Raw genomic sequence first — 26,215 nt, 5'->3', positions numbered from 1 at the left:
GCTATTTCCTTAACGTGGCATTGAACCTGTCTTCAAGCGAGGTGACGATGTTTTGCGTCGTGTTGCTCACCTCATCGTCAGTAAGAGTGCGCGATGGATGCTGCCAGGTCAAGCCGACCGCCAAGCTTTTTCTAAGCGGATCAATACCTTTTCCCTGATACACGTCAAAGAGCCTGAGGTCGGTCATCCACTCGCCGGCGGCTTCGCGGATGGTGGCCAGTACGGCTTCGGCGGGGACCTCGCGATCCACCAGCAGCGCCAGGTCACGGCGCACTTCGGGAAAGCGCGACAGTTCGCTGAAGCTCGGCAGCTTGCCTTGGGTCACTTCGGCCAGCACCAGCTCGAACAGGTAGACCGGCTGATCCAGGTCCAGGGCCTTGGCCAGTTCCGGGTGCAGGGCACCAACGAAACCAACCAGGCGCCCTGCTCTTTCGATGCGGGCGGTCTGGCCCGGGTGCAGGGCGGGATGCTCGCCCGGCACGAAGCTGAAGGCGCCCAGGTCGCCAGCGGCGCCGAGGATGGCTTCGACGTCGGCCTTGGCGTCGTAGAAGTCCACGCCATCACGACCGTGGGCCCAGCCTTCCGGCAGGCGCGAACCACAGAGCACGCCGGCGAGCATGGGCTCCTGCTTCAGGCCTTCGAGCTGGCCGACGAAGCGCAGGCCGCTTTCGAACAGGCGCACGCGGGACTGCTGGCGGTTGAGGTTGTGCTGCAGGGCGCTGACTAGGCCCGGCCACAGGGACGAGCGCATGGCCGCCATGTCGGCGGAGATGGGGTTGGCCAGCATCAGCGGCTTCACGCCCGGGGTGAACAGTTCGAACAGCTTGGGATCGATGAAGCTGTAGGTGATGGCTTCATGGTAACCACGGGCCACCAGCAGGCGACGCAGGGCCGGCAGTTCGACGGCGCCTTCGGCACGAGCACGCGGGGCCAGGCGGGCTTGCGGGTAACGAACCGGCAGGCGGTTGTAGCCGTAGAGGCGGCCCAGCTCTTCGATCAGGTCCACTTCCAGGCTGATGTCGAAGCGGTGGCTCGGCACCTCGACGCGCCATTGGCCGGCGCCTTCGACGGTGACCTTCAGGTCCAGCGCGGTGAGCAGACGCTCGACTTCGGCGGCATCCATTTCCATGCCTAGCATCTGGGCGATGCGCTCGGCGCGCAGGGTCACCGGGGCAACCTTGGGCAAATGGGCTTCGCTGGCGGCCTCGATGATGGGGCCGGCTTCGCCGCCGACGATTTCCAGCAGCAGGCCGGTGGCGCGCTCCATGGCTTCGCGGGCGAGCTGGAAGTCCACGCCACGCTCGAAGCGATGCGAGGAGTCGGTGTGCAGGCCATAGGAACGGGCCTTGCCGGCGACGGCGATGGTGTCGAAGAAGGCGGCTTCGAGGAACAGGTCGCGGGTCTTGTCGCTGACGCCGCTGTGCTCGCCACCCATGACGCCGGCGATGGCCAGGGCGCGGGTGTGGTCGGCGATCACCAGGGTGTCGGCACGCAGGCTGACTTCCTGGCCGTCCAGCAGGACGAGCTTCTCGCCCTCCTCCGCCATGCGCACGCGGATGCCGCCGTTGATTTCGGCGAGGTCGAAGGCATGCATCGGCTGGCCGAGTTCGAGCATCACGTAGTTGGTGATGTCGACGGCGGCGTCGATGCTGCGCACGTCGGCGCGGCGCAGGCGCTCGACCATCCACAGCGGGGTCGGCCTGGACAGGTCGACGTTGCGGATCACGCGGCCGAGGTAGCGCGGGCAGGCGGCCGGGGCGGAGACTTCCACCGGGCGCACTTCGTCATGGGCCGGCGCGACGGCAGCGACCTGCGGACGGGTGACCGGAGCGGCGTAGAGCGCGCCCACTTCGCGGGCAAGGCCGGACAGGCTCAGGCAGTCGCCGCGGTTGGGGGTCAGGCCCAGCTCGATGATCACGTCATCCAGGCCGAGGTACTGGCGGATGTCCTGGCCCACGGGGGCGTCGGCGGCCAGTTCCATCAGGCCGTCGTGGTCATCGCTGATCTGCAGTTCGGAGGCCGAGCAGAGCATGCCGTTGGATTCGACGCCACGCAGCTTGGCCTTCTTGATCTTGAAGTCGTCCGACAGTTCGGCGCCGATCATGGCGAAGGGGATCTTCAGGCCGGGGCGCACGTTGGGCGCGCCGCACACTACCTGGAAGGTCTCGCTGCCGTTGCTCACCTGGCAGACGCGCAGCTTGTCGGCGTCGGGGTGTTGTTCGGTGCTCAGCACCTCGCCCACGACCACGCCGCTGAAGGCGCCCGCCACCGGGGTGACGCTGTCGACTTCGAGGCCGGCCATGGACAGACGAGCCACCAGCTCGTCGCGGGATACCTGCGGGCTTACCCAGCTCCGCAGCCAGTGTTCACTGAATTTCATTTGCTCACTCCTGGGATTCGTTTCGGACGCTGCGACCTAGCGGAATTGCGCAAGGAAGCGCAGGTCGTTGTCGAAGAACAGGCGCAAGTCGTTGACGCCATAACGCAGCATGGCCAAGCGCTCGACGCCCATGCCGAAGGCGAAGCCCTGGTATTTCTCCGGGTCGATGCCGGACATGCGCAGCACGTTCGGGTGCACCATGCCGCAGCCCATCACTTCCAGCCAGCCGGTCTGCTTGCACACACGGCAGCCTTTGCCGCTGCACATCACGCAGGACATGTCGACTTCGGCCGACGGCTCGGTGAAGGGGAAGAAGGACGGGCGGAAACGCACGCCGAGATCCTTCTCGAAGAACACGCGGAGGAATTCTTCGATGGTGCCCTTGAGGTCGGCGAAGCTGATGCCTTCGTCGATCAGCAGGCCTTCGACCTGGTGGAACATCGGCGAGTGGGTGATATCCGAGTCGCAGCGGTAGACGCGGCCGGGGCAGACGATGCGGATCGGCGGCTGCTGGGACTCCATGGTGCGCACCTGTACCGGCGAGGTGTGGGTACGCAGCAACATGTTCGCGTTGAAGTAGAAGGTGTCGTGCATTGCCCGGGCCGGGTGGTGGCCGGGAATGTTGAGCGCTTCGAAGTTGTGGTAGTCGTCTTCCACCTCGGGGCCTTCGGCGATGCCGTAGCCGATGCGGGTGAAGAACTGCTCGACGCGCTCCAGGGTGCGGGTAACCGGGTGCAGGCCACCGGAGGCCTGGCCGCGGCCCGGCAGGGTCACGTCGACACGCTCGGCCGCGAGCTTGGCGGCCAGGGCTGCCTGCTCAAGCGAATCCTTGCGGGTGTTCAAGGCTTCCTGAACGCGCTCCTTGGCGGCGTTGATCAGGGCGCCGACCTTGGGGCGCTCTTCCGCCGGCAGGTCGCCCAGGGTCTTCATCACCTGGGTCAGCTCGCCTTTCTTGCCAAGGTAGTGAACGCGGATCTGCTCCAGGGCATTCACGTCTTCGGTTTGTTGCACGGCCTCAAGCGCTTGCGAGACCAGCGCATCCAGATTTTCCATCTACAGACTCCAGATACGAAATAGGGGAAGAGCGCAAGGCCCTTCCCCTATCGGTGACGTTCAGCACCGGGCGAACCCGGTGATTGTCGGGCACTTAAGCCAGGATGGCCTTAGCTTTCTCGACAATCGCAGCAAACGCCGCTTTTTCGTTCACTGCCAGGTCGGCCAGAACCTTACGGTCGATCTCGATGGCCGCTTTTTTCAGGCCAGCGATCAGGCGGCTGTAGGACAGACCGTTCTGACGAGCACCAGCGTTGATACGAGCGATCCACAGAGCGCGGAACTGACGCTTCTTCTGACGGCGGTCACGGTAGGCGTATTGGCCAGCCTTGATCACCGCCTGCTTGGCAACGCGGAACACGCGCGAACGTGCACCGTAGTAGCCTTTGGCGAGTTTCAGAATTTTCTTGTGACGCTTGCGAGCGATGACGCCGCGCTTAACACGAGCCATGAGTAATTTCCTCTAGAATCTTGACCGGATTAACGAACGCGCAGCATGCGCTCTACTTTACGGACGTCGGACGGGTGCACCAGGATGCAGCCGCGCAGCTGACGCTTACGCTTGGTAGTCATTTTGGTCAGGATGTGGCTCTTGAAAGCGTGCTTGTGCTTGAAGCCGGAAGCAGTCTTCTTGAAGCGCTTCGCAGCACCGCTCTTGGTTTTCATCTTTGGCATGTTCGGATACTCCGCATTCAGTCAATACACATAACCGCAAGGCCTGCCAGTGCCCTGGGGGTTATTTTCGCTTTTTGGGGGCGATGACCATCATCAGCTGGCGTCCTTCCAGCTTGGGATGCTGTTCAACGGTGCCGTATTCGGCGAGGTCGGCTTCGACCCGCTTCAACAGCTCCATGCCCAGCTCCTGGTGGGCCATCTCACGACCACGGAATCGCAGGGATACCTTGGCCTTGTCCCCTTCACTAAGGAAACGTACCAGGTTGCGTAGTTTTACCTGGTAATCCCCTTCTTCCGTCCCTGGACGAAACTTGATTTCTTTAATCTGCTGCTGGTGCTGGTTCTTCTTCGCGGCAGCGGCCTGCTTCTTCTTCTCGAAGAGATGCTTGCCGTAATCCATGATGCGGCAGACAGGCGGTACCGCATCGGCGGAAATTTCCACCAGATCCAGCTTGGCTTCTTCAGCAACGCGAAGCGCTTCATCGATCGAGACGACGCCAATCTGCTGGCCGTCAGCACCAATCAACCGGACCTCACGAGCCGAGATATTCTCGTTGATCGGGGCCTTGGGTTGAGTCCGCTTATCCTGTCTCATTTCACGCTTAATAATGATTACTCCAATTCTTGGCGACCACGCCGGGAAACCGCTTGTGCGAGCGACTCAGAGAAGCTATCGAGGGGCATGGAACCCAGGTCGACACCCTCGCGGGTGCGCACAGCAACGGATCGAGTCTCAACCTCCCGGTCTCCAATAACCAAGAGATAGGGAACCTTGAGCAAAGTATGCTCGCGGATTTTAAAGCCGATCTTTTCGTTTCTCAAGTCGGACTTGGCACGGAAACCGCTTTCATTGAGAACCCGCTCGACCTCGACCGCGAAATCGGCCTGTTTGTCGGTGATGTTCATGATCACCGCCTGGGTCGGCGCCAGCCAGGCCGGGAATGCACCGGCGTAATGCTCGATCAGCATGCCGATGAAACGCTCGAAGGAACCGAGGATGGCGCGGTGCAGCATCACCGGGCGCTTGCGGTTGTTGTCTTCGGCGATATAGCTGGCATCCAGGCGCTCGGGCAGGTTCGGGTCGTACTGCAGGGTGCCGCACTGCCAGTTACGGCCGAGGCAGTCCCTCAGGGTGAACTCGATCTTCGGACCGTAGAAGGCACCCTCGCCCGGCTGGTATTCCCAGGCCAGGCCGGATTCGTTCAGCGCATCGGCCAAGGCGCCTTCGGCGCGATCCCACAGCTCGTCGGAACCCACGCGCTTGAGCGGACGGGTGGACAGCTTCATGGCGATGTCGGTGAAGCCGAAGTCCTTGTAGACCTGCAGGGTCAGCTTGATGAAGTCGGCCGCTTCCTTCTTCACCTGGTCTTCGGTGCAGAAGATGTGGGCGTCGTCCTGGGTGAAGCCGCGCACACGCATGATTCCGTGCAGGGCGCCGGACGGCTCGTTGCGGTGGCAGACACCGAACTCGGCCAGGCGCAGCGGCAGGTCGCGGTAGGACTTCAGGCCCTGGTTGAAAATCTGCACGTGGCACGGGCAGTTCATCGGCTTGACCGCGTAGTCGCGGCTTTCCGACGAAGTGGTGAACATATTCTCGGCGTAGTTGGACCAGTGACCCGAACGCTCCCAGAGAATGCGGTCGACCACCTGCGGAGTGCGCACTTCCACGTAGCCATGGTCGCGCTGCACCTTGCGCATGTACTGCTCCAGCACCTGGTAGACGGTCCAGCCAGCCGGATGCCAGAAGACCATGCCCGGCGCTTCTTCCTGCAGGTGGAACAGGTCCAGCTGCTTGCCGATGCGGCGGTGGTCGCGCTTCTCGGCCTCTTCGATGCGCTGGACATAGGCGGCCAGCTGCTTCTTGTCGGCCCAGGCGGTGCCATAGATACGCTGCAGCTGCTCGTTCTTCGAGTCGCCACGCCAGTAGGCACCGGAAATCTTGGTCAGCTTGAACGCCTTGAGGAAGCGGGTGTTCGGCACGTGCGGGCCGCGGCACATGTCCACGTACTCCTCATGGAAGTACAGGCCCATGGCCTTCTCGTCCGGCATGTCGTCGATCAGGCGCAGCTTGTATTCCTCGCCACGGGCCTTGAACACTTCGATGACTTCGGCGCGCGGGGTCATCTTCTTGATGACGTCGTAGTCCTTGTCGATCAGCTCGGCCATGCGCTTCTCGATGGCCGCCATGTCTTCAGGAGTGAAGGGGCGCTCGAAGGCGATGTCGTAATAGAAGCCTTCTTCGATGACCGGACCGATCACCATCTTGGCGGTCGGATAGAGCTGCTTGACGGCATGGCCGACCAGGTGCGCGCAGGAGTGGCGAATGATCTCCAGCCCCTCTTCGTCTTTAGGCGTGATGATCTGCAGCGTGGCATCGGTTTCGATCAGGTCACAGGCATCCACCTGCTTACCGTCTACCTTGCCGGCGAGGGTCGCCTTGGCCAGGCCCGCGCCGATGGACTGGGCCACTTCGAGCACGGAAACGGGTTTGTCGAAAGTACGCTGACTGCCGTCAGGAAGAGTGATGATGGGCATGGCGCCTCCTCTCCTAGTGGTGACCTCTACCAAAGGCCACATGGGTTGGGATGAGCCAGTACGCGATCCGGTGGTATGCCCGCCATACGGTGGCAGGAGCCTTCAGGCCAACCAGAGCCGAACCAGAGTCACTGGAGGTAATGAAGAGCGGGATGCTTGCAGAAAGCCAAGCCCCCTGACAAGCGCCCAATAAAAAAGGGCCACCTGGGTGACCCTTTTTATCGAATTTGGTAGGCACAATTGGACTCGAACCAACGACCCCCACCATGTCAAGGTGGTGCTCTAACCAACTGAGCTATGTGCCTTCGATGGGTGCGCATTCTACGGACTATCTTTTTTGTGTCAACACCTTTTTTCGCTAACTCTCTGAAAAAGTGGATTTTTTACCGTTCAACGCCACGTTAAATATTTTGCACAGAGGCTGGCGGGCTCGATTCAACTCAGGTAGCATCAGCCCATCTGTAAAAAATAAAAAACAGAGATTCCATTATGACGCACACTCCCTACCCCCAATCCTATTACGCGTTCTCGGCCAACCCGGTACCGGCCCGCCCCGAACTGCAAGGTGAGACCGAAACCGATGTCTGCGTCGTCGGCGCAGGCTATACCGGCCTCTCCACCGCCCTCTTCCTGTTGGAAAACGGCTTCAAGGTCACCATCCTCGAAGCCGCCAAGGTGGGCTTCGGCGCGTCCGGCCGTAACGGTGGCCAGATCGTCAACAGCTACAGCCGCGACATCGATGTGATCGAGCGCACTTCCAATGCCAGGCAAGCCAAGCTGATGGGCGAGATGGCGTTCGAAGGCGGCCGCATCATCCGCGACCGCATCAAGAAGTACGACATCAAGTGCGACCTGAAGGACGGCGGCGTGTTCGCGGCCTTCACCAGCAAGCAGATGGCTCACCTGGAAGCCCAGAAGAAACTGTGGGAACGCTACGGCCATACCCAGCTGGAAATGCTGGACGCCAAGCGCATCCGCGAGATCGCGGCGACCGACAACTATATTGGCGGCATGCTGGACATGAGCGGCGGCCACATCCACCCGCTGAACCTGGCCCTGGGCGAGGCTGCGGCTGTCGAGTCCCTGGGCGGCGTGATCCACGAGCAGACCCCGGCGACCCGTATCGACCGCGGTGCCAACCCGGTGGTGCACACCCCGAAAGGCCGGGTGAAGGCCAAGTTCGTGGTGGTGGCCGGTAACGCCTACCTGGGCAACCTGGTTCCCGAGCTGGCCAGCAAGTCCATGCCTTGCGGTACCCAGGTGATCACCACCGAACCGCTGTCGGATGAACTGGCCAAGTCCCTGCTGCCGCAGGATTACTGCGTCGAGGACTGCAACTACCTGCTGGACTACTACCGCCTCTCCGGCGACAAGCGCCTGATCTATGGTGGCGGCGTGGTCTACGGCGCCCGCGACCCGGCGAACATCGAAGCCATCATCCGTCCGAAGATGCTGAAGACCTTCCCGCAGCTGAAGAACGTGAAGATCGACTTCGCCTGGACCGGCAATTTCCTGCTGACCCTGTCGCGCCTGCCCCAGGTCGGCCGGATCGGCGACAACATCTACTACTCCCAGGGCTGCAGCGGCCACGGCGTGACCTACACCCACGTCGCCGGCAAGGTGATCGCCGAAACCCTGCGTGGCCAGGCCGAGCGCTTCGACGCTTTCGCCAGCCTGCCGCACTACCCCTTCCCGGGTGGCCAGGTGTTCCGCGTGCCATTCACCGCGATGGGCGCCTGGTACTACAGCCTGCGTGACAAGCTGGGCGTCTGATCGCCCCGCTGACGAGAACGGCGCCCGAGGGCGCCGTTTTCATTTGGCCGGAGCGATTGGAGCAGCGAACGTGGCGCGGGGCTTGAGACCACAGGCGGTGCGCATGGCGCACCCTGCGGTCAGCCAGGTGCTCAAGCCTCAGGGCATTTGCAAACGGGCCATCTTGGCCGCATTCGCCTGGCCGGCCGCGGCCAGTTCGTCGGCGGCCTTCAACCAGCGGGCGCGCTCCACCGAAGCCGGCAGTTGGTTCGGGGCCTGGACCAGCACGGCCCAGCTTCCCGCCTCGGCCCAGCCCGATTCGAATGCGCTGAAGCTCATCAGGGCACGGCGCTGGTGGCCATGACGCAGCAGTACCTGGCGGTTCGCGCGGTCATAGCCGATCAGCAGCGCATAACGCCCGGTGGGCATCCAGCCGAAGCCTTCGCGCAGATGCACCAGCACCGGGTTGCCGGCGGCCACCTGCTCCAGCAGCTCGTCCAGCTGGTTGCCCAGGGGATAGACCAGCAGGCCATGGTTTCGCGCCGTTGCCGTCAGTCCTTCGCGCAGGGACGCCTCCTTCTGCGGCAGCTGCAGTTCGTGCTCGATCATGCCCGGCGTGACCACCTCGCCCTGCTGGGTCAGCAGGGCCGCCATGGAGGCCGGCGCGCTCTGGTAGGCATTCTGGGCGAAGAACGGCACGCCACTCAGCTCGACCCGCTCCGGAGCCGCGCGCAATTTCGGCGACAGCGGCTGGGCGGAGCACCCCGCCAGCAGGGCGAGACAAGTGGCAACCAGGACAGGGCGGAGCAGGCGTTTACGAAGGGGCACGGCAACACTCGCTGTAGGCAATCTCGAACGGGGGAGGATGATACTGGCAGGAGCCCGGAGGGTACATGGCAACCCGGTGCGACGGCGATCCGGAACAATGCCGGGGAGGCCCTGTATACCCTGGACACAGGCAAAAACGCACAACGCCCAATACAAATTTCTCTTACCCGTTCATTTCAGCGACAAAAACTTAGTTTTTCACGACGTGCTGTGACTTATCGGTCAGGTCTCGCCATCCACATTCACGACGGTGCAACAATGATCTGAAACGCACTGTCACATTCATTGGGCACAATATGGAGAGACCCCCTCCCATGAACACTCCGCTGCGTTTCAACGAAGCACTGATCATCGCCGGCCGTGCATTCAAACCCTTCCAGTGCGTCGCCTGGGCACTCCAGGACGGTACTGGCGAGCTCAGCATCAGCGTGATCGACCGTACCAGCACCCGCCTGCTGGGGCGCTCGAAAATCCCGAGCAGCACCTATTCCGACCCCGAACAACTGGCCAGCATCCTCAAGCAATCCCGCGAGGAGCTGAGCCGCAAAGGCTATAACCTCGAGCCCTGGTCCATGCCGGAGTAACCACTCCCGCACCAGTGCCCAATGCGCGGCGGGCAGGCCTTCCCTGCCTGCCCCGGCTGCTTTTCCCCGCAATTCCCTCCCCTCGCCATTCCCCCCCTGAGTAAAGCGCAAGCCGGCATCGTTCGAACCGGGCTGGCCATATCCGTGGGGTTATTGTCATTGTTGCCACTGCGCATTCGCTGCAGACTGACGTTATCTCCCCGTGCGAGTTCGTCATGGAACAGATTCGCCATATCGCCTGCCTCTCCTTCGCCGAGGTCATGAGCCTGGACGTTACCGGGCCGCTGCAGGTGTTCGCCTCCGCCAATGTCGAGCGCCAGCGCCACGGGTTGCCGCCCTGCTACGCCCTGCACCTGCTGGGGCCGCAAGCCGGGCCGGTGAAAACCTCCGCCGGCTTCGCCCTGGTAGCCGAACAGGCCTGGCGAGAGGTGGACCCGGCCAGCCTGGACACCTTGCTGATTCCAGGCGGCATGGAGATGAAGGGACTCTGCGAGGACGCGGAACTGCTCGACTGGCTGCGCCGGGCGGAGCCCGGGGTGCGCCGCCTGGGTTCCATCTGCTCCGGTGCGCTGGTGTTGGCCGCCGCCGGCCTGCTGGACGGCCGCCAGGCCACCACCCACTGGTCGGACGTGGCGGAGCTGAGCGCCCATGAAACCGTCGAGGTACAGGGCGACCGGCTGCACACCTACGACCCCGATGGCCGCGACGGCGACGCCCATGTGTTCACCTCGGCCGGGGTCACCGCCGGCATCGACCTGGCGCTGGCCCTGGTGGAAGCGGACCTTGGCCGCCCCACGGCGCTGGCGGTGGCCCGGCGCCTGGTGCTGTTCCTGCGCCGCCCCGGTGGCCAGGCACAGTTCAGCGCGCTGCTCACCCCGGAACCCTGCCGTACGCCCAGGCTCGCGGCCCTGCTGGAATGGATCCCGGCCAACCTGGGCGCCGACCTGTCCCTGGAGGCTCTGGCCGCCCAGGCGAAGATGGCGCCGCGCAGCCTGTCGCGGGTCTTCGTCCAGGAGCTGGGCATGGGCCCCGGCAAATACGTGGAGCGGGTCAGGCTGGAAGCGGCCCGCACGCTGTTGCAGGACGCCCAGGCCTCCATCGGCACCGTCGCGCGGCTCACCGGTTTCGGTCACCCGGAGAATCTGCGCCGCACCTTTCACAAGCACCTGTCCGTCAGCCCGCAGGAGTACGCGGAACGTTTCGGACGCCCGACCTTCGACCGAGGATGACGCCATGCTGGACCTACGCCCCAACTGCGAATGCTGCGACAAGGACCTGCCGCCCGACTCTGCCGACGCGCTGATCTGTTCCTTCGAATGCACCTTCTGCCGCAGCTGCGCCGACCAGCGCCTGCACGGCCGCTGCCCCAACTGCGGCGGTGAACTGGTACGCCGGCCGATTCGCCCGGCCAGCAAGCTGGCCAAGTACCCTCCCTCCAGCCAGCGCGTCGTGAAGGCCGCCGGCTGCCCCAACTGACCCCGGGTTTCAAGGACGATCCATGCTGCTGAACAACCCCACCATTCGCGTGCTCTTTGCCAGTCAGGCGCTCTACTGGAGCTGCTCGATGATCGGCATCACCCTCACTTCCCTGGTCGGCCTGCAGTTGGCACCGCTCAATGCCCTGGCGACCCTGCCGCTGGCCCTGCTGGTGTTCGGCAACCTGCTGGCGGTGCAGCCTTTGTCGCTGTTCATGCAGCGGCACGGCCGCCGGCCGGGGCTGATGCTCGGCGCCGGCTGCGGCGTGCTGGGCGGGCTATTGAGCGCCCTGGGCGTCTGGCTCGGGGATTTCGCCCTGTTCTGCCTCGGCGCCCTGCCCATCGGCGCCTACCAGGCCTCGGCCATGTATTACCGCTTCGCCGCCCTGGAAGCGGTGGGCGATGCTCACAAGGGCCGGGCCACCGCCTATGTCGTGGGCGGCGGCGTCTGCGCGGCCCTGCTGGCGCCGAGCCTTTCCCTCTGGTCGCGCAATGCGTTGGACGTTCCCTTCGTCGGCGCCTACCTGCTGATCGCGGTGCTTGCCCTGATCGGTCTATTGCTGGTGGCCCGCCTGCGCGAAGGCGAAGCTCCTCGCCCGCCCCAGGCCGGCTGGGCCGAGGCCCGCGCCCTGCTGGCACGGCCAGTGGTGCGTGCCGCGCTCGCCACCACCGCCGTGGGCCATGGCCTGATGCTGCTGGTGATGAATGCCACGCCTTTGGCGATGAATTTCTGTGGGCTGTCGCTGGAGACCAGTGCCGAGGTGATCCGCTGGCACATGCTCGGCATGTTCCTGCCCGCCTTCGTTGCCGGCCAGCTGGTGGACCGCCTGGGCAGCCGGCGAATCGCCCTGCTCGGCAGCCTGATCCTGCTCGGCAGCGCCGCCACGGCTCTTGTCGGTATGCAGGAGTCGCATTTCCTGATCAGCTCCTTCCTGCTCGGCGTCGGCTGGAATCTGATGCTGGTGGCCGGTACCACCTTGCTCGGCGAGGGTCACAGTGCCGAAGAACGCGGCCAGGCCCAGGGCCTGATGGAGCTGGGCAACAGCCTGGTGGCGGCCTGTGCTTCGTTCGCCTCCGGGGCGCTGATCACCGGTATCGGCTGGGACGCGGTGAACATGGGCATGCTGCCGTTGCTGGCCTTGGCGTTGTTCATGCTGCTGCCGGTGCGGCGCAGGCTGGCGGCTGGCTGAAGGGCTGTGGTGCTTGCTGTGGGAGCGAATTCATTCGCGAATGAAATTGCTACAAGGGCAGGACTTCGTCCTGCTTGGCGAATGAATTCGCCCCTACAAGGAGGTGCCGTGAAAGACACCCCCCCGACGGTGGAAATCCCTAAAGGGATTTTCACCCTACGCACTGAAGGGCCACGGTGCTGGGGAGCGAATTTATTCGCGATTGAAATCGCCCCCACAAGGAATCCCCGGACATGAAAAAGGCGACCCGGAGGTCGCCTTTCCTGTTTCGATCGCGCCTCAGTAGTAGGCGTTCTCGCGGTTGCTGTGGTCGGTGACGTCACGCACGCCCTTCAGCTCCGGGATGCGTTCCATCAGGGTCTTCTCGACGCCATCCTTGAGGGTCATGTCGACCATGCCGCAGCCCTGGCAGCCGCCGCCGAAACGCAGCACGGCGATGCCTTCCTCGACCACGTCCACCAGGCTCACCTGGCCGCCGTGGCTGGCGAGGCCGGGGTTGATCTCGGTCTGCAGGTAGTAGTTGATGCGCTCGTTGAGCGGGCTGTCTTCATTGACCATGGGCACCTTGGCGTTCGGCGCCTTGATGGTCAGCTGGCCACCCATACGGTCGGTGGCGTAGTCGACGGTCGCGTCTTCGAGGAAGGGCTCGCTGACACCGTCGATCCAGGCAGTGAAGGCTGCCAGGGCCAGGGCGCTGTCTTCGGGCTTCTGCTCGCCCGGCTTGCAGTAGGCGATGCAGGTTTCGGCGTACTGGGTGCCCGGCTGGGTGATGAAGATACGGATGCCGATGCCGGGGGTGTTCTGTTTCTCCAGCAGGTCAGCCAGATAATCCTGGGCAGCTTGGGTAATGGTGATGGCGCTCATGGCAACTCCTCGCAAACATGGGCGCAGTGTACGCCAAAGGGGAACGGGGGTTAAAGCCCTACCAATTTAGTAGGAATAATTCGCGTCCAGGCCTCGTAGGGTGCGCTGTGCGCACCGAGTCCGATGCCCGGAGCTGCGGCGGAGCCTGCCAGGAGCTGAGGCTGGAACACATGGCGCACCCTACGACAGATCGCCGTGCCGTTGCCAAATTCCGGAGCTACAGGTTCTGGTAGCGGTTCATATCCAGCTCCCCCGCTTCCACCGGCTCGGTTTCGCGGATGTAGGTCGCAAGGTCATGGAAATGGAACCAGAACTCGGGATGGGTGCGGCGGATGCCCCAGCGCTGCACCACCTTGTCGAAGGCTGCGCCGTCCTTGACCTGTTCCAGCGCCTGCACGAATGCCTCCACCTCCCCCGCCTTGAGACTGAAGATGAAGTTCGGATAGCTGGAGAGCACGCCCGGATACAGGGTCAGGGTGTCCAGACCCGGCTGGTAGCGCAGCTCCTCGCCGAGCATGAAGGCCACGTTGCTGTGGGCGCGGTTGCGCAACAGGCTGTAGACCTCGCGGCGGCCATCGACCAGTTCCACCCGCAGCAGGGTGGCTTCCGGCAGTTGCTCGATCACCTTGAGCCCTGCCGCCGGCCGGCTCGCCAGCCGGCTGAGGGCCTGTTCCGTACCCTGCAGCTCGGGGGCGATGCCAGGCCGGAAACACTGGGCGCCGCTGCAGCGGTTGATCGGGTCGGGCCGCGCATTGATGCCGGCGTAGCGCGCCAGCAGCTCCCGGGCGAAGGCGCGCTTGGGGTCCTTCTCGGGCAGGGACAGGGCGGTGGGCGTGCTCTTGTCGATGCTCTGGTAGTCCAGCCACAACTTCACCTTGCCGCTCTTCTGGTACCAGTCGCCGAGCAACGCTGCGCGGGATACGGCCGGCATCAGGCGGAGGAAGTTGACCTCGGCGCCATTGCGGATCAGGTCGAAGTAGAGCCGCGTCTGCGCCTGGTGGGAAACGTTGCCGAACACGTCGAAGTTGACCACCAACTGGTAGTAGGTGCGTTCGAACAGCGGATAGTCCATCCACCAGATGGTCTGCGGGATCTCGCCGATCAGGCCTTTGCGCACCGAGGCGCTGTCGTGCTGGCGGAAGATCGACAGCAGGGCGTTGTCGTTGCCGGTCCAGATATGCGCCCAGCTCGGCGATGGCGCGTCCGCATAGGCCTGCATGCGCAGCGCCTCGTATTCGTTGCGCTTGTTGCGATAGGCGCGCCAGAGGCCCGGCAGGTCGCCGATCTCATCGAACTGGCCGGGCATCGCCAGCAGCGGCGTGGCCTGCTCGCGGTATTCGGCATTGGTGATGTAGAAGTCGTGGGCCGGGTCCTGGAACAGCGTCCAGAAGTTGTCGCGGATCACGTCGGTGGCGATCTGCCCGCGGCACACCGGGCCGCGGATGAAGGTGCGCACGAAGTATTCGGCGTTATCCAGCATGAACTGGTAGCGCGCCTGCGCCGGAATGGCCTGGAAGGTCTCGAAGGGGTTGGCGCGACGCTGGGCGCCATAGCCCGGCACGGCGTCCACGCGCCAGTCGCCGGTGAAGAACAGTTCCTTGACCCGCGCCAGCTTCGCCGCGCTCAACGGATAGGTGATGTGGGTCTTGTGCACTATCACCCCCTGGATCGGCCAGAGGCGGTAATAGAAGCTGTTGCCCGGGTCCTCGTTGGGCCGCCGGGTGGCGATGGGGTCGATGGGCTGGCCGCTGGGGGTACGCGAACGCACCAGCTGGAAGAAATGGCCGGGCTCACCGCCTTCGAAATAGAGATGGGCGAGGAACAGGTGCTCGAACAGCCAGCGCCCCACCAGGGCCTCGCGGGCGCCCGGAGCATTCAGCAGTGCCTCCCACTGCGCCACCTGGCGCGCCTCGGCGGCGCTGGGCCGCACAGCCTGCTCTTCCACCTTGGCGCCCTCGGCCAGCCAGCGCTGCAGGGTCTGGTACTCCGCCTCGCTGAGGCCGGTGACGGCGAATGGCATGCCGGCCCTGGCGTGCTTGCGCGCATAAGCGTCGAACTCACCCGGCAGCGGGCACTGGTTCTGGCGGTTGATGTCGATGTCCAGGTCGGCCGGCAGCTTGGCATTGGGTTCCGGCGGATTCGCCTTGCCCAGCTCCAGCATCCGCGCCATCAATGCGGCCTGAGCGCCGCTGGCGTCCAGCACGGAGTGGAAGCCCTTGCGCCGCCAGGCCTCGGCACCCTGGGCATCGAAATACAGGCGGCTGGGGTCCTGGGCCTTGGTGCGGCCGCCGTCGTAGACCGGCAGCTTGCTGGTGCCCCGCGCCGCGCCCTCGGCACTGCCCAGGTTCAGTTGGCAGGGTGAGTCGTAGCAGGCGTGGCAGGCCACGCACTTCTGGGTGAAGATCGGCTGGATGTCGCGGCTGTAGGAGAGCTCCTCCGCCACCGTCGGGCGAATCCACAGCATGAGCAGGACAAACAAGGCGGCAAGGGTACGCGGCGACATGACTCGATCCCTGAGGAGCAAATAGGCGGATTCTACTGGCTTGCGCGGCGAGTCGGCGATCCCGCTCATCCTGCAACATGAATGGAATTCATGGAAATGGCGGGCAAGCTAAAAATTACTAAGGTTTTGCTATCATCTTCGCCTTTGTTCACGCCAGCCCTCAGGTAGTTCCCATGTCCGACCGCATCGCCCGCCAGCAAGCCCTGCAACAGGCGCTCAAAGAGCGCATCCTGATCCTCGATGGCGGCATGGGCACCATGATCCAGAGCTACAAGCTGCAGGAAGAGGATTACCGCGGCACCCGCTTCGCCGACTGGCCGAGCGATGTGAAGGGCAACAACGACCTGCTGCTGCTGACCCGCCCGGACGTGATCCAGGCCATCGAGAAGGCCTACCTGGACGCTGGCGCGGACATCCTGGAAACCAACACCTTCAACGCCACCCGCGTGTCCCAGGCCGACTACGGCATGGAAGAGCTGGTCTACGAGCTGAACGTCGAAGGCGCGCGCCTGGCCCGTGAGGTGGCCGACGCCAAGACCGCCGAGAACCCGGCCAAGCCGCGCTTCGTCGCCGGCGTGCTCGGCCCGACCAGCCGCACCTGCTCCATCTCCCCGGACGTGAACAACCCCGGCTACCGCAACGTCACCTTCGACGAGCTGGTGGAGAACTACACCGAGGCTACCCGCGGCCTGATCGAGGGCGGCTCCGACCTGATCCTGATCGAGACCATCTTCGACACCCTCAACGCCAAGGCGGCGATCTTCGCCGTGCAGGGCGTGTTCGAGGAGCTGGGTTACGAGCTGCCGATCATGATTTCCGGCACCATCACCGACGCCTCCGGCCGTACCCTGTCGGGCCAGACCACCGAGGCGTTCTGGAACTCGGTGCGCCACGCCAAGCCGATCTCGGTGGGCCTGAACTGCGCGCTCGGCGCCAAGGAACTGCGTCCCTACCTGGCGGAGCTGGCGGCCAAGGCCGACACCCAGGTCTCGGCCCACCCCAACGCCGGCCTGCCGAACGCCTTCGGCGAATACGACGAAACCCCGGCGCAGATGGCCGAAGTGGTGGAAGAGTTCGCCGCCAGCGGCCTGCTGAACATTGTCGGCGGTTGCTGCGGCACCACCCCGCCGCACATCCAGGCCATCGCCGAAGCGGTAGCCAAGTACCCGCCGCGCGTCATTCCAGAGATTCCCAAGGCTTGCCGCCTGTCGGGCCTGGAGCCCTTCACCATCGATCGCAGCTCGCTGTTCGTGAACGTCGGCGAGCGCACCAACATCACCGGCAGCGCCAAGTTCGCCCGGCTGATCCGCGAGGAGAACTACACCGAGGCCCTGGAAGTCGCCCTGCAGCAGGTGGAAGCCGGCGCCCAGGTGATCGACATCAACATGGACGAAGGGATGCTCGACTCCCAGGCGGCCATGGTCACCTTCCTCAACCTGATCGCCGGCGAGCCGGACATTTCCCGCGTGCCGATCATGATCGACTCCTCCAAGTGGGAAGTGATCGAGGCCGGCCTGAAGTGCATCCAGGGCAAGGGCATCGTCAACTCCATTTCCATGAAGGAAGGCGTGGACGCCTTCAAGCACCATGCGCGCCTGTGCAAGCGCTACGGTGCCGCCGTGGTCGTAATGGCCTTCGACGAGGCCGGCCAGGCCGACACCGCCGCGCGCAAGAAGGAAATCTGCCAGCGCAGCTACGACATCCTGGTCAATGAAGTGGGCTTCCCGCCGGAAGACATCATCTTCGACCCGAACATCTTCGCCGTGGCCACCGGCATCGAGGAACACAACAACTACGCGGTGGACTTCATCGAGGCCTGCGCCTACATCCGCGACCAGCTGCCCTATGCGCTGTCCTCCGGTGGCGTGTCCAACGTGTCCTTCTCCTTCCGTGGCAACAACCCGGTGCGCGAGGCCATCCACTCGGTCTTCCTCTACCACGCCATCAGGAACGGCCTGACCATGGGCATCGTCAACGCCGGCCAGCTGGAGATCTACGACGAGATCCCCGCCGAGCTGCGCGAAAAGGTCGAGGATGTGGTGCTCAACCGCCATGAAGGCAGCACCGAGGCGCTGCTGGCCATCGCCGACAACTACCGTGGCGGTGGCGCCGTGAAGGAAGCCGAGAACGAGGAGTGGCGCAGCTACCCGGTGGAGAAGCGCCTGGAGCATGCCCTGGTCAAGGGCATCACCACCTACATCGTCGAAGACACCGAGGAATGCCGCCAGCGGTGCGCGCGCCCCATCGAGGTGATCGAGGGCCCGCTGATGGCGGGCATGAACGTGGTCGGCGACCTGTTCGGTGCCGGCAAGATGTTCCTCCCGCAGGTGGTGAAGTCCGCCCGCGTGATGAAGCAGGCGGTGGCCCACCTGATCCCCTTCATCGAAGCGGAGAAAGGCGACAAGCCGCAAGCCAAGGGCAAGATCCTCATGGCCACGGTAAAGGGCGACGTGCATGACATCGGCAAGAACATCGTCGGCGTGGTGCTCGGCTGCAACGGCTACGACATCGTCGACCTCGGCGTGATGGTGCCGGCGGAGAAGATCCTGCAGACCGCCATTGCCGAGAAGTGCGACATCATCGGCCTGTCCGGCCTGATCACCCCGTCGCTGGACGAGATGGTCCATGTCGCCAAGGAAATGCAGCGCCAGGGCTTCAACCTGCCGCTGATGATCGGCGGCGCCACCACCTCCAAGGCGCACACCGCGGTGAAGATCGAGCCGCAGTACAGCAACGACGCCGTGGTCTACGTCACCGACGCCTCCCGCGCCGTGGGCGTGGCTACCAGCCTGTTGTCCAAGGAGCTGAAGGCCGAGTTCGTCGAGAAGACCCGCACCGAGTACGCCGAAGTCCGCGAGCGCACCGCCAACCGCGCGGCCCGCACCGAACGCCTGGCCTACTCCGATGCCCTGGCCAACAAGCCGCAGTTCGACTGGAGCAACTACCGCGCGCCCAAGCCGAGCTTCACCGGCGTGCAGCTGCTGGAAGACATCGACCTGGCGGTACTGGCCCGGTACATCGACTGGACGCCCTTCTTCATCGCCTGGGACCTGGCCGGCAAGTACCCGCGCATCCTCAGCGACGAAGTGGTGGGCGAAGCGGCCACCTCGCTGTTCAACGATGCCCAGGCGATGCTCAAGCAGCTGATCGACGGCAAGCAGATCAAGGCCCGCGCGGTGTTCGGCTTCTGGCCGGCCAACCAGGTGGACCACGACGACATCGAGGTCTACGACGCCCAGGGCAGGCCGCTGGCCCGCCTGCACCACCTGCGCCAGCAGACCATCAAGCCCGACAGCAAGCCGAACTTCTGCCTGGCCGATTATGTGGCGCCGAAGGAAAGCGGCATCACCGACTATGTCGGCGGCTTCATCACCACCGCCGGCATCGGCGCCGAGGAACTGGCCAAGCAGTACGAAGCCAAGGGCGACGACTACAGCGCCATCATGGTCAAGGCCCTGGCCGACCGCCTGGCCGAGGCCTGCGCCGAGTGGCTGCACGAGCGCGTGCGCAAGGAACACTGGGGCTACGCGGCCGACGAGCACCTGGACAACGAGGCGCTGATCAAGGAGCAGTACAAGGGCATCCGCCCCGCTCCCGGTTACCCGGCCTGCCCGGACCATACCGAGAAAGGCACCCTGTTCCGCCTGCTCGACCCGCACAGCACCTCGGGCGTGACCCTCACCGAGCACTACGCCATGTTCCCGGCGGCAGCCGTCAGCGGCTGGTACTTCGCCCACCCGGAAGCGCAGTACTTCGCCGTCGGCAAGATCGAGCGCGACCAGGTGGAGAGCTACAGCAAGCGCAAGGGCCAGGACCAGGCCGTGAGCGAACGCTGGCTGGCGCCGAACCTGGGGTACGAGAGCTGATCCTCCCACCGTCGGTGTCTTGCATGGCCTCGCTGGTGGATAGAAAAGCGCTATCCACCCTACAGGGCTTGATCCTGCAGCCTGCGCGTGGGAACGAATTTATTCGCGAATGAATTCGCTCCCACATAGAGCAGGTATTGCCGAGAACGAAAACGGCCCGCGCTTGCGGGCCTTGTTCATGCCGGTGAATCAGCTACCCGAACGGCGCACGAACTTGATCGACCACTCGAAATTGGGCTTGCGCGTGACGCTGATGGCGCGGCGGGTGACGGTGTCGAGGGTGACGTTCCAGAAACCGGTGCTGGGCACCACGATCTTCGCCGGGAAGCGGTCGAAGGCGCCGCCGTGGTAGCTGTGCCGGCCACCGTTCTTGAAGCTGCGGAAGTTCGCATCGTTCATCAGGCGGATATTGCAGGTCTGCGAGCACTGGATGACCACGAGGTCACCCTCGTTGAGGTGCTCGCGTTGATGGATGAACTTCATGAACAGCTCCCGAATCGCTGGATCGAACAGCGCGGCAGGATACCACGGGGGCAAATGTCGCCGCCTCGCCTACGCTGTAGAAGCCGACCAGGAGGGATGAGCTCGGGCACAGGGATGCCCAGCGCCGGCCATCCACCCGGTCATTCCCTGCAATCCGTTCGAACAAGGTGGATCTCCCATGCCGAATGCCAAGCCTATTCATGCGGTCCTGATCAGCGTCGCACTGCTCGGTGCCTGCAGCAGCCAGGCGGAAAACGATGGATTGACCGCTACTGCCAGTGGCGGCGAAGCCTACGCGTCAGGTGTTCCCGGTAGCGTGACCACCGAGACAGAGCAGATCACCGCCGTGGTGAAGGCCGTGGACACCGCCAAGCGCACCTTCACCCTGGAAGATGAGCAAGGCAATCGCCAGACCTTCCACGCCGTGCCGGAGATGCGCAATTTCCCGCAACTGAAGGTCGGTGACCGGGTCAACGCCATAGTCGCCCAGGAGCGGGTGGTCTATCTGCGCGAACCGGGCGAAGCCCGGGAGGACGGCGCCGCCGGCGTGGTGGCCACCACGCCGGAAGGGGCGAAGCCCGGCATGCTGGTGGCCGATACGGTCGAGGTGACCGCCCTGGTCAAGGTCATAGACAAGGCCAACCACACAGCCACCCTGGAGTTCGCCGATGGCAGCCGCCGGACGGTCAGGGTGCGGCCGGATGTGGAATTGAAGGATTCCTACCTGAACCAGGAAGTGGTGATTCGCCTGACCTCCGCGCTGGCCATCAGCGTCGAAGCGCCCTGAACCCTGCCACCGGCTGGTCGGCAGGCCCGCCGATGGGCCTGCCACCGCCTCCTGGACGGTGGTAGGATGCGCGCCCCATGCGTATCAGCGATATCCACCAGCACCTGGCCGACCTCGGCGCCCTCCCCGTCCACAGCGGCCGGGTGGTGCGCGCCTGGCTGCAGGGCAAGCCCCTGGACGCCGGCACCCGCCGCCAGCACACCGAGCATTTCCTGCCCCTGAGCGTCCGTGATGGCCTGCCGGCCCTGGCCGAACGCCTGGACGGCCTGGTCCGCCTGCGTTCGGAGCATCCCGGCGCCGACGGTTCCGCGCGCCTGCTGGTGGCATTGAACGACGGCCAGATGGTGGAAAGCGTGCTGCTGCCCCGCGACGGCCTCTGCGTGTCCACCCAGGTGGGCTGCGCGGTGGGCTGCGTGTTCTGCATGACCGGCAAGAGCGGCCTGCTGCGCCAGGTGGGCAGCGCCGAGATAGTCGCCCAGGTGGCCCTCGCCCGCCGCTTCCGGCCGGTGAAGAAGGTGGTGTTCATGGGCATGGGCGAGCCGGCGCACAATCTCGACAACGTGCTGGAAGCCATCGGCCTGCTGGGCACCGATGGCGGCATCGGCCACAAGAACCTGGTGTTCTCCACCGTCGGCGACATGCGCGTCTTCGAGCGCCTGCCGCAGGAGCGGGTCAAGCCGGCCCTGGCGCTGTCGCTGCACACCACCCGCGCCGACCTGCGCGAGCGGCTGCTGCCCAAGGCGCCGCGCATCGCCCCGGACGAGCTGGTGGAACTGGGCGAGCGTTATGCACGCGGCATCGGCTATCCCATCCAGTACCAGTGGACCCTGCTGCGCGGCATCAACGACAGCCAGGAAGAAATGGACGGCATCCTGCGCCTGCTCAAGGGCAAGTACGCGGTGATGAACCTGATTCCCTACAACAGCCTGGACGACGACGAGTACCAGCGTCCGGATTGCGAGCGCATCGTGCAGATGGTCCGCTACCTGCACAGCCGCGGCATCCTCACCAAGGTACGCAACTCCGCGGGGCAGGATGTCGAGGGCGGTTGCGGCCAGTTGCGCGCCCGCGCCGTGGAGCTGGTCAACACCCGCCGCCTGCATCGCCCGGCCTCCTGAACGAATGGACGGCATTCCCTCGCCGACGAGCTAAGCTGAGGCCAGGAGGTGTCCCATGGACGACAAGAACCACGACCAACCCCTGAGCTTCCGCGAGATGCTGCAGAGCGTGCTGGCCGCCGCCTTCGGCGTGCAGAGCGGGAAGAACCGCACCCGTGACTTCAGCCGCGGCAAACCCAGCCACTTCATCATCCTCGGCCTGCTCGCCACCGCCATCTTCGTGGCGGTGCTCTATGGCCTGGTGAGACTGGTGCTGCACCTGGCCGGGGTCTGAGCCTCAGTCGATCAGCGGCTGCAGGGAGAAGCGGTATTCGCGCGCGCCTTTCCTGCCCAGCAGGCTGAAAGTGCGGAAGTCCAGGTCGTAGCCGCGCCGCTCGATATGCCGCAGCAGGCGTGCCGCCTCGTTGCGGTCCAGGGCCTGGAACAACCGGACTTCGCGGTCCTTGCCACCGTGCCCGGCGAAATCCAGGCCGGCGTCATAGTCGTGGAGCAGCACCATGGCCCAGCCACCCAGGGTGAAATGCCCGCTGACCAGGCTACTGACCGACCCATCGAGATAGGCGTTCAGCACTTCGGGGGAATTGTTCAGGGCAGAGAAGCGCAGGTCCTGCCCGGGCTTTCGTCCCAGCTCGGTCGCCGCGCGCATGGCGCCGAACGCCATTTCATCATTGGCCGACCACACCAGCTTCACCTCCGGATAGCGCGGAAACAGCTGCTGCGCCTGGACATAGGCGCGATCGCGGTTCCATTCGCTGTAGACCAGCTGGTGCAGGCGGGCCTGGGGAAATTCGGCCAAAGCGCGCATCAGGCCCTGTTCACGGCGCTTCGCCGCCGGGGTCTGCTTGACGCCGGAGAACGCCAGCATCTCGATGGGCCTGCCCGGCGCCCGGCGTTGCTGCTGCTCCAGCAGCTCCCGGGCCATGAGGTAACCGGCCTCTTCCTCGTTGGCGACCATGCTGCCGATCCAGTCGGGATAGCGCTCCCGGGTGCCGCCCACGAGTGCCTGCTGATCCGCCGTCAGCGTGCTGTTGACGGTGAACAGCTTGACCCCGCTGCCCCGGGACAGGCGCAGGATCTCCGGGCCGGAGTACTGCTCATTGACGAACACCAGGTAGTCGGGCCTGTGGGTCCCCAGCAGCGCTTCGCGGGCCTGGTCGAGCATGCGCTGCATGTCCCGCTCGGCGAACTTCACGTCGAGCGCCATGCCGAGGTCGCTGGCCGCTGCCTGCATGAACTGCGCGTAGCTCACCCAGAAGGGTTCGTTGGTACGGCCGGGATTGAGGAACACCACCGATGCGGCATTCAGCGCCTGGCTGAAGGCCAGGCAGAGGACAAGCAACAGGGAGGCGCAGGGACCTTTCATTCCATCACCCGGGAAAAACGGCGGCGCAGTATAACCGCTTATCGGCGGGTGATCGGATGCAACGGGCCCGGCCGGATCATCCGGTCGGGCCCGTTTTCGCTCACTGGTGGCTGACCCAGAAGATGGCGGTGGAAACAGCGATCAGGATCAGGAAGAAGATGGCCCAGGCGTCGATCTTGCTGTCGTGGTTGGAATCTTCGGAATGATCGGTCATGGCGTCCCCCATTGTTGTGGTTATAGGCGGCTTGCACTTCGAGTAAAGACCAGCCCCCGCGGCGCCTCAAGCCGGAGGTTATGCACCCGGCCCCAACAATAACTTCTGGTTCTTTACATATACTCAAACATCACTTTTGCGCATAACCCCGAACTGGTATCTTCCTCCGGCTCCGCGGGGAGTGCGCGGCCGTGCGCGCAGAAAAGCTGTAAGCAGCCTGATGACAGGACATTTCATGTACGTATACGACGAGTACGATCAACGGATCGTCGAGGACCGCGTCAAGCAGTTCCGCGATCAGACCCGCCGCTATCTGGAAGGCACGCTGTCGGGTGAGGAATTCCGCCCGCTGCGCCTGCAGAACGGCCTGTACATCCAGCGCTACGCGCCCATGCTGCGCGTTGCCGTGCCCTATGGCCTGCTGTCTTCCGTGCAGGTGCGCAAGCTGGCGCAGATCGCTCGCGACTACGACAAGGGCTACGCCCACATCAGCACCCGCCAGAACGTGCAGTTCAACTGGCCGGAACTGGAGGACGTGCCGGAGATCCTCGCCGAGCTGGCCACCGTGCAGATGCACGCCATCCAGACCAGCGGCAACTGCATCCGCAACACCACCACCGACCAGTTCGCCGGCGTCGCCCGCGACGAGCTCGTCGATCCGCGCCCCTGGTGCGAGATCATCCGCCAGTGGTCCACCTTCCACCCGGAATTCTCCCACCTGCCGCGCAAGTTCAAGATCGCCGTGAATGGCGCCGTGAGCGACCGCGCCGCCATCGAAGTCCACGACATCGGCCTGGAGGCGGTGAAGAACGCTGCCGGCGAGCTGGGCTTCCGCGTATCCGTCGGCGGCGGCCTGGGCCGTACCCCGGTGGTCGGCAGCTTCATCAACGAATTCCTGCCGTGGCAGCACCTGATCAGCTACCTCGACGCCATCCTGCGCGTTTACAACCGCTACGGCCGTCGTGACAACAAGTACAAGGCGCGCATCAAGATCCTGGTCAAGGCGCTGACTCCCGAGGTCTTCGCCGAGCGCGTCAACGCCGAATGGGCCCACCTGAAGGACGGCCCCACCACCCTGACCGAAGAAGAAGTGGCGCGCGTCGCCAAGCACTTCGTCGACCCGGCCTACAAGGCCCTGGAAGACCAGGATGCCGCCCTCGCCGCGCTGGACGCCGAGCACCCCGGCTTCGCCCGCTGGCGTACCCGCAACGTCGTGGCCCACAAGAAGCCCGGCTATGCCGCCGTGACCCTGTCGCTCAAGCCCACCGGCGTGGCGCCCGGCGATGTCAGCGACAAGCAACTGGACGCCATCGCCGACCTGGCCGACCGCTACAGCTTCGGCGAAGTGCGCAACAGCCATAACCAGAACATCATCCTGGCCGACGTCGAGCAGGCCCAGCTGTTCACCCTCTGGGGCGAGCTGCGCGAACTCGGCTTCGCCACCCCGAACGTCGGCCTCTTGACCGATATCATCTGCTGCCCGGGCGGCGACTTCTGCTCCCTGGCCAATGCCAAGTCGATCCCGGTGGCCGAAGCCATCCAGCGTCGCTTCGACGACCTGGACTACCTGTTCGACATCGGCGACCTCGACCTGAACATCTCCGGTTGCATGAACGCCTGCGGCCACCACCACGTCGGCCACATCGGCATCCTCGGCGTGGACAAGAAGGGCCAGGAGTTCTACCAGGTGTCCCTCGGCGGCAGCGCCGGCCGTGACGCCAGCCTGGCGCAGATCCTCGGCCCATCCTTCGCCCAGGACGAAATGGCCGACGTGATCGAGAAACTCATCAAGGTCTACGTGGAACAGCGCACCGAGGACGAGAACTTCCTCGACACCTTCCGCCGTATCGGTATCGATCCGTTCAAGGAGCGCGTATATGCAGCGAATCATTAAGAACGGCCAGGTGATCGACGAGACCTGGCACCTGCTGGACAAGGACGCCTCCCTGGACGGCATCCCCAACTGCGACGACATCATCGTTCCGCTGGCCCTCTGGTGCGACCACGCCCATGCCCTGAAAGCGCGCGACGGCGGCCTGGGCGTATGGCTGGATGCCGGCGAGGAGATCGAGGAAATCGCCGGTGACCTGGAGCACTTCCAGGTGATCGCGCTGAACTTCCCGTCCTTCACCGACGGCCGCCACTCCTCCACCGCCTACCTGCTGCGCCAGCGCTACGGCTACCAGGGCGAAGTGCGCGCCATCGGCGACGTGCTGCGCGACCAGCTGTTCGCCCTCAAGCGTTGCGGCTTCGACGCCTTCGCCCTGCGCGCGGACAAGGACCCCTTCGACGCCCTCAAGGCGTTCGAGGACTTCTCCGAGGTCTACCAGGCCTCCAGCGACCAGGCCCTGCCGCTGTTCCGCCGCCGCACGGCCTGAGCCAGGCGCCAACGAGAAGCCCCGCATCCGCGGGGCTTTTTGTTTGGTCGTCCGCGGGCGGCACCGTCTCTTGTAGGGGCGAATTCATTCGCCAACCGAACCGCAGGTTCGGCCCTCGATGCATTTGGGGGCAGCTGCGCCGCCCTTGGCGAATGAATTCGCCCCTA

At 64.5% G+C, this 26,215-nt stretch carries 22 protein-coding genes and 1 tRNA gene; 11 read left to right on the top strand and 12 right to left on the bottom strand.

Annotated features, from left to right (window positions below; all coding sequences use genetic code 11):
• Window position 1: 1 nt before the first annotated feature.
• The 7 genes from pheT to ACFPU0_RS22690 all read right to left on the bottom strand — a co-directional run bounded on the left by pheT (window position 2) and on the right by ACFPU0_RS22690 (window position 6,948).
• Window positions 2-2,380: a phenylalanine--tRNA ligase subunit beta gene (gene pheT / locus ACFPU0_RS22720; RefSeq protein ID WP_377695554.1), complete on the bottom strand. Its 2,379-nt coding sequence runs from the start codon at window positions 2,378-2,380 to the stop codon at window positions 2-4.
• Window positions 2,381-2,416: 36 nt separating this feature from the next.
• A complete protein-coding gene (gene pheS, locus ACFPU0_RS22715; protein ID WP_377695553.1) occupies window positions 2,417-3,433 on the bottom strand; it encodes a phenylalanine--tRNA ligase subunit alpha in 1,017 nt (338 codons plus the stop codon).
• A gap of 94 nt (window positions 3,434-3,527) precedes the next feature.
• Window positions 3,528-3,884: a 50S ribosomal protein L20 gene (rplT, locus tag ACFPU0_RS22710; RefSeq protein ID WP_377695552.1), complete on the bottom strand. Its 357-nt coding sequence runs from the start codon at window positions 3,882-3,884 to the stop codon at window positions 3,528-3,530.
• Between the two features lie 29 nt (window positions 3,885-3,913).
• Window positions 3,914-4,108 (bottom strand): 50S ribosomal protein L35, encoded by a 195-nt coding sequence (gene rpmI / locus ACFPU0_RS22705; protein WP_044874619.1) that lies wholly within the window; start codon window positions 4,106-4,108, stop codon window positions 3,914-3,916.
• 61 nt (window positions 4,109-4,169) lie between these two features.
• Complete coding sequence (infC, locus tag ACFPU0_RS22700) at window positions 4,170-4,721, bottom strand: translation initiation factor IF-3 (protein WP_377695646.1); 552 nt, start codon at window positions 4,719-4,721, stop codon at window positions 4,170-4,172.
• Complete coding sequence (thrS, locus tag ACFPU0_RS22695; protein ID WP_377695551.1) at window positions 4,721-6,643, bottom strand: threonine--tRNA ligase; 1,923 nt, start codon at window positions 6,641-6,643, stop codon at window positions 4,721-4,723. The genes infC and thrS overlap by 1 nt, the downstream gene beginning before the upstream one ends.
• 228 nt (window positions 6,644-6,871) lie before the next feature.
• A tRNA-Val gene (locus ACFPU0_RS22690) sits at window positions 6,872-6,948 on the bottom strand.
• 184 nt (window positions 6,949-7,132) lie between these two features.
• Between ACFPU0_RS22690 and ACFPU0_RS22685 the strand changes: the two genes are divergently transcribed.
• Entirely contained in the window at window positions 7,133-8,416 is a 1,284-nt protein-coding gene (locus ACFPU0_RS22685) for an NAD(P)/FAD-dependent oxidoreductase (RefSeq protein WP_377695550.1), read from the top strand.
• A gap of 138 nt (window positions 8,417-8,554) precedes the next feature.
• Here ACFPU0_RS22685 and ACFPU0_RS22680 read toward each other — a convergent pair whose 3' ends face one another.
• A complete protein-coding gene (locus ACFPU0_RS22680; protein WP_377695549.1) occupies window positions 8,555-9,223 on the bottom strand; it encodes a PA2778 family cysteine peptidase in 669 nt (222 codons plus the stop codon).
• A 314-nt stretch (window positions 9,224-9,537) separates the two neighbouring features.
• Between ACFPU0_RS22680 and ACFPU0_RS22675 the strand changes: the two genes are divergently transcribed.
• The 4 genes from ACFPU0_RS22675 (at window position 9,538) to ACFPU0_RS22660 (ending at window position 12,472) form a co-directional block, all read left to right on the top strand.
• Window positions 9,538-9,807 carry a hypothetical protein gene (locus tag ACFPU0_RS22675; RefSeq protein WP_137822007.1) on the top strand — a complete coding sequence of 90 codons (270 nt, stop codon included), beginning with the start codon at window positions 9,538-9,540 and terminating at the stop codon, window positions 9,805-9,807.
• 215 nt (window positions 9,808-10,022) lie between these two features.
• On the top strand, window positions 10,023-11,036 hold the full coding sequence (locus ACFPU0_RS22670; protein ID WP_377695548.1) for a GlxA family transcriptional regulator: 1,014 nt from the start codon (window positions 10,023-10,025) through the stop codon (window positions 11,034-11,036).
• Window positions 11,037-11,040: 4 nt separating this feature from the next.
• The gene (locus tag ACFPU0_RS22665; protein ID WP_377695547.1) at window positions 11,041-11,283 is read left to right on the top strand and encodes a DUF1272 domain-containing protein; all 243 of its coding nucleotides are present in this window, start codon (window positions 11,041-11,043) and stop codon (window positions 11,281-11,283) included.
• Window positions 11,284-11,305: 22 nt separating this feature from the next.
• Window positions 11,306-12,472 carry an MFS transporter gene (locus tag ACFPU0_RS22660; RefSeq protein ID WP_377695545.1) on the top strand — a complete coding sequence of 389 codons (1,167 nt, stop codon included), beginning with the start codon at window positions 11,306-11,308 and terminating at the stop codon, window positions 12,470-12,472.
• Window positions 12,473-12,751: 279 nt separating this feature from the next.
• Here the strand turns inward: ACFPU0_RS22660 and nfuA are convergent, their stop codons facing one another.
• Both nfuA and ACFPU0_RS22650 read right to left on the bottom strand, forming a co-directional pair.
• On the bottom strand, window positions 12,752-13,336 hold the full coding sequence (gene nfuA / locus ACFPU0_RS22655) for a Fe-S biogenesis protein NfuA (RefSeq protein WP_377695544.1): 585 nt from the start codon (window positions 13,334-13,336) through the stop codon (window positions 12,752-12,754).
• Window positions 13,337-13,553: 217 nt separating this feature from the next.
• Window positions 13,554-15,839: a fatty acid cis/trans isomerase gene (locus ACFPU0_RS22650; protein ID WP_377695542.1), complete on the bottom strand. Its 2,286-nt coding sequence runs from the start codon at window positions 15,837-15,839 to the stop codon at window positions 13,554-13,556.
• 173 nt (window positions 15,840-16,012) lie between these two features.
• Here ACFPU0_RS22650 and metH point away from each other — a divergent pair, with 173 nt between their 5' ends.
• The gene (gene metH / locus ACFPU0_RS22645) at window positions 16,013-19,705 is read left to right on the top strand and encodes a methionine synthase (protein ID WP_377695541.1); all 3,693 of its coding nucleotides are present in this window, start codon (window positions 16,013-16,015) and stop codon (window positions 19,703-19,705) included.
• Window positions 19,706-19,894: 189 nt separating this feature from the next.
• Here metH and ACFPU0_RS22640 read toward each other — a convergent pair whose 3' ends face one another.
• Window positions 19,895-20,188: a DUF1883 domain-containing protein gene (locus tag ACFPU0_RS22640; RefSeq protein WP_377695540.1), complete on the bottom strand. Its 294-nt coding sequence runs from the start codon at window positions 20,186-20,188 to the stop codon at window positions 19,895-19,897.
• Between the two features lie 178 nt (window positions 20,189-20,366).
• Here ACFPU0_RS22640 and ACFPU0_RS22635 point away from each other — a divergent pair, with 178 nt between their 5' ends.
• The 3 genes from ACFPU0_RS22635 (at window position 20,367) to ACFPU0_RS22625 (ending at window position 22,367) form a co-directional block, all read left to right on the top strand.
• Entirely contained in the window at window positions 20,367-20,975 is a 609-nt protein-coding gene (locus tag ACFPU0_RS22635; protein ID WP_377695539.1) for a hypothetical protein, read from the top strand.
• Window positions 20,976-21,052: 77 nt separating this feature from the next.
• On the top strand, window positions 21,053-22,093 hold the full coding sequence (locus tag ACFPU0_RS22630; protein ID WP_377695538.1) for an RNA methyltransferase: 1,041 nt from the start codon (window positions 21,053-21,055) through the stop codon (window positions 22,091-22,093).
• 55 nt (window positions 22,094-22,148) lie between these two features.
• Window positions 22,149-22,367 (top strand): DUF2970 domain-containing protein, encoded by a 219-nt coding sequence (locus ACFPU0_RS22625; protein ID WP_377695537.1) that lies wholly within the window; start codon window positions 22,149-22,151, stop codon window positions 22,365-22,367.
• 3 nt (window positions 22,368-22,370) lie between these two features.
• Here the strand turns inward: ACFPU0_RS22625 and ACFPU0_RS22620 are convergent, their stop codons facing one another.
• Complete coding sequence (locus ACFPU0_RS22620; RefSeq protein ID WP_377695536.1) at window positions 22,371-23,456, bottom strand: ABC transporter substrate-binding protein; 1,086 nt, start codon at window positions 23,454-23,456, stop codon at window positions 22,371-22,373.
• Window positions 23,457-23,905: 449 nt separating this feature from the next.
• On the opposite strand from ACFPU0_RS22620, the gene ACFPU0_RS22615 reads away from it, so the two are divergent.
• Together ACFPU0_RS22615 and ACFPU0_RS22610 are read left to right on the top strand one after the other, a co-directional pair.
• A complete protein-coding gene (locus ACFPU0_RS22615) occupies window positions 23,906-25,564 on the top strand; it encodes a nitrite/sulfite reductase (RefSeq protein WP_377695535.1) in 1,659 nt (552 codons plus the stop codon).
• Window positions 25,548-26,048, top strand: coding sequence for a DUF934 domain-containing protein (locus ACFPU0_RS22610; protein WP_377695534.1), 501 nt, complete (start codon window positions 25,548-25,550; stop codon window positions 26,046-26,048). Before ACFPU0_RS22615 ends, ACFPU0_RS22610 begins: the two co-directional genes overlap by 17 nt.
• The last annotated feature ends 167 nt before the right edge of the window (window positions 26,049-26,215 follow it).

Source organism: Pseudomonas sp. GCM10022186, from assembly GCF_042656385.1.
Taxonomy (GTDB): domain Bacteria; phylum Pseudomonadota; class Gammaproteobacteria; order Pseudomonadales; family Pseudomonadaceae; genus Metapseudomonas.
This window is presented reverse-complemented; position numbering and strand designations above follow the sequence as displayed.

Coding starts and splice junctions, on each gene's coding strand:
- pheT (WP_377695554.1), bottom strand. CDS start 2,380: ATGAAATTCAGTGAACACTGGCTGCGGAGCTGGGTAAGCCCGCAGGTA.
- pheS (WP_377695553.1), bottom strand. CDS start 3,433: ATGGAAAATCTGGATGCGCTGGTCTCGCAAGCGCTTGAGGCCGTGCAA.
- rplT (WP_377695552.1), bottom strand. CDS start 3,884: ATGGCTCGTGTTAAGCGCGGCGTCATCGCTCGCAAGCGTCACAAGAAA.
- rpmI (WP_044874619.1), bottom strand. CDS start 4,108: ATGCCAAAGATGAAAACCAAGAGCGGTGCTGCGAAGCGCTTCAAGAAG.
- thrS (WP_377695551.1), bottom strand. CDS start 6,643: ATGCCCATCATCACTCTTCCTGACGGCAGTCAGCGTACTTTCGACAAA.
- ACFPU0_RS22685 (WP_377695550.1), top strand. CDS start 7,133: ATGACGCACACTCCCTACCCCCAATCCTATTACGCGTTCTCGGCCAAC.
- ACFPU0_RS22675 (WP_137822007.1), top strand. CDS start 9,538: ATGAACACTCCGCTGCGTTTCAACGAAGCACTGATCATCGCCGGCCGT.
- ACFPU0_RS22670 (WP_377695548.1), top strand. CDS start 10,023: ATGGAACAGATTCGCCATATCGCCTGCCTCTCCTTCGCCGAGGTCATG.
- ACFPU0_RS22665 (WP_377695547.1), top strand. CDS start 11,041: ATGCTGGACCTACGCCCCAACTGCGAATGCTGCGACAAGGACCTGCCG.
- ACFPU0_RS22660 (WP_377695545.1), top strand. CDS start 11,306: ATGCTGCTGAACAACCCCACCATTCGCGTGCTCTTTGCCAGTCAGGCG.
- nfuA (WP_377695544.1), bottom strand. CDS start 13,336: ATGAGCGCCATCACCATTACCCAAGCTGCCCAGGATTATCTGGCTGAC.
- ACFPU0_RS22650 (WP_377695542.1), bottom strand. CDS start 15,839: ATGTCGCCGCGTACCCTTGCCGCCTTGTTTGTCCTGCTCATGCTGTGG.
- metH (WP_377695541.1), top strand. CDS start 16,013: ATGTCCGACCGCATCGCCCGCCAGCAAGCCCTGCAACAGGCGCTCAAA.
- ACFPU0_RS22640 (WP_377695540.1), bottom strand. CDS start 20,188: ATGAAGTTCATCCATCAACGCGAGCACCTCAACGAGGGTGACCTCGTG.
- ACFPU0_RS22635 (WP_377695539.1), top strand. CDS start 20,367: ATGCCGAATGCCAAGCCTATTCATGCGGTCCTGATCAGCGTCGCACTG.
- ACFPU0_RS22630 (WP_377695538.1), top strand. CDS start 21,053: ATGCGTATCAGCGATATCCACCAGCACCTGGCCGACCTCGGCGCCCTC.
- ACFPU0_RS22625 (WP_377695537.1), top strand. CDS start 22,149: ATGGACGACAAGAACCACGACCAACCCCTGAGCTTCCGCGAGATGCTG.
- ACFPU0_RS22620 (WP_377695536.1), bottom strand. CDS start 23,456: ATGAAAGGTCCCTGCGCCTCCCTGTTGCTTGTCCTCTGCCTGGCCTTC.
- ACFPU0_RS22615 (WP_377695535.1), top strand. CDS start 23,906: ATGTACGTATACGACGAGTACGATCAACGGATCGTCGAGGACCGCGTC.
- ACFPU0_RS22610 (WP_377695534.1), top strand. CDS start 25,548: ATGCAGCGAATCATTAAGAACGGCCAGGTGATCGACGAGACCTGGCAC.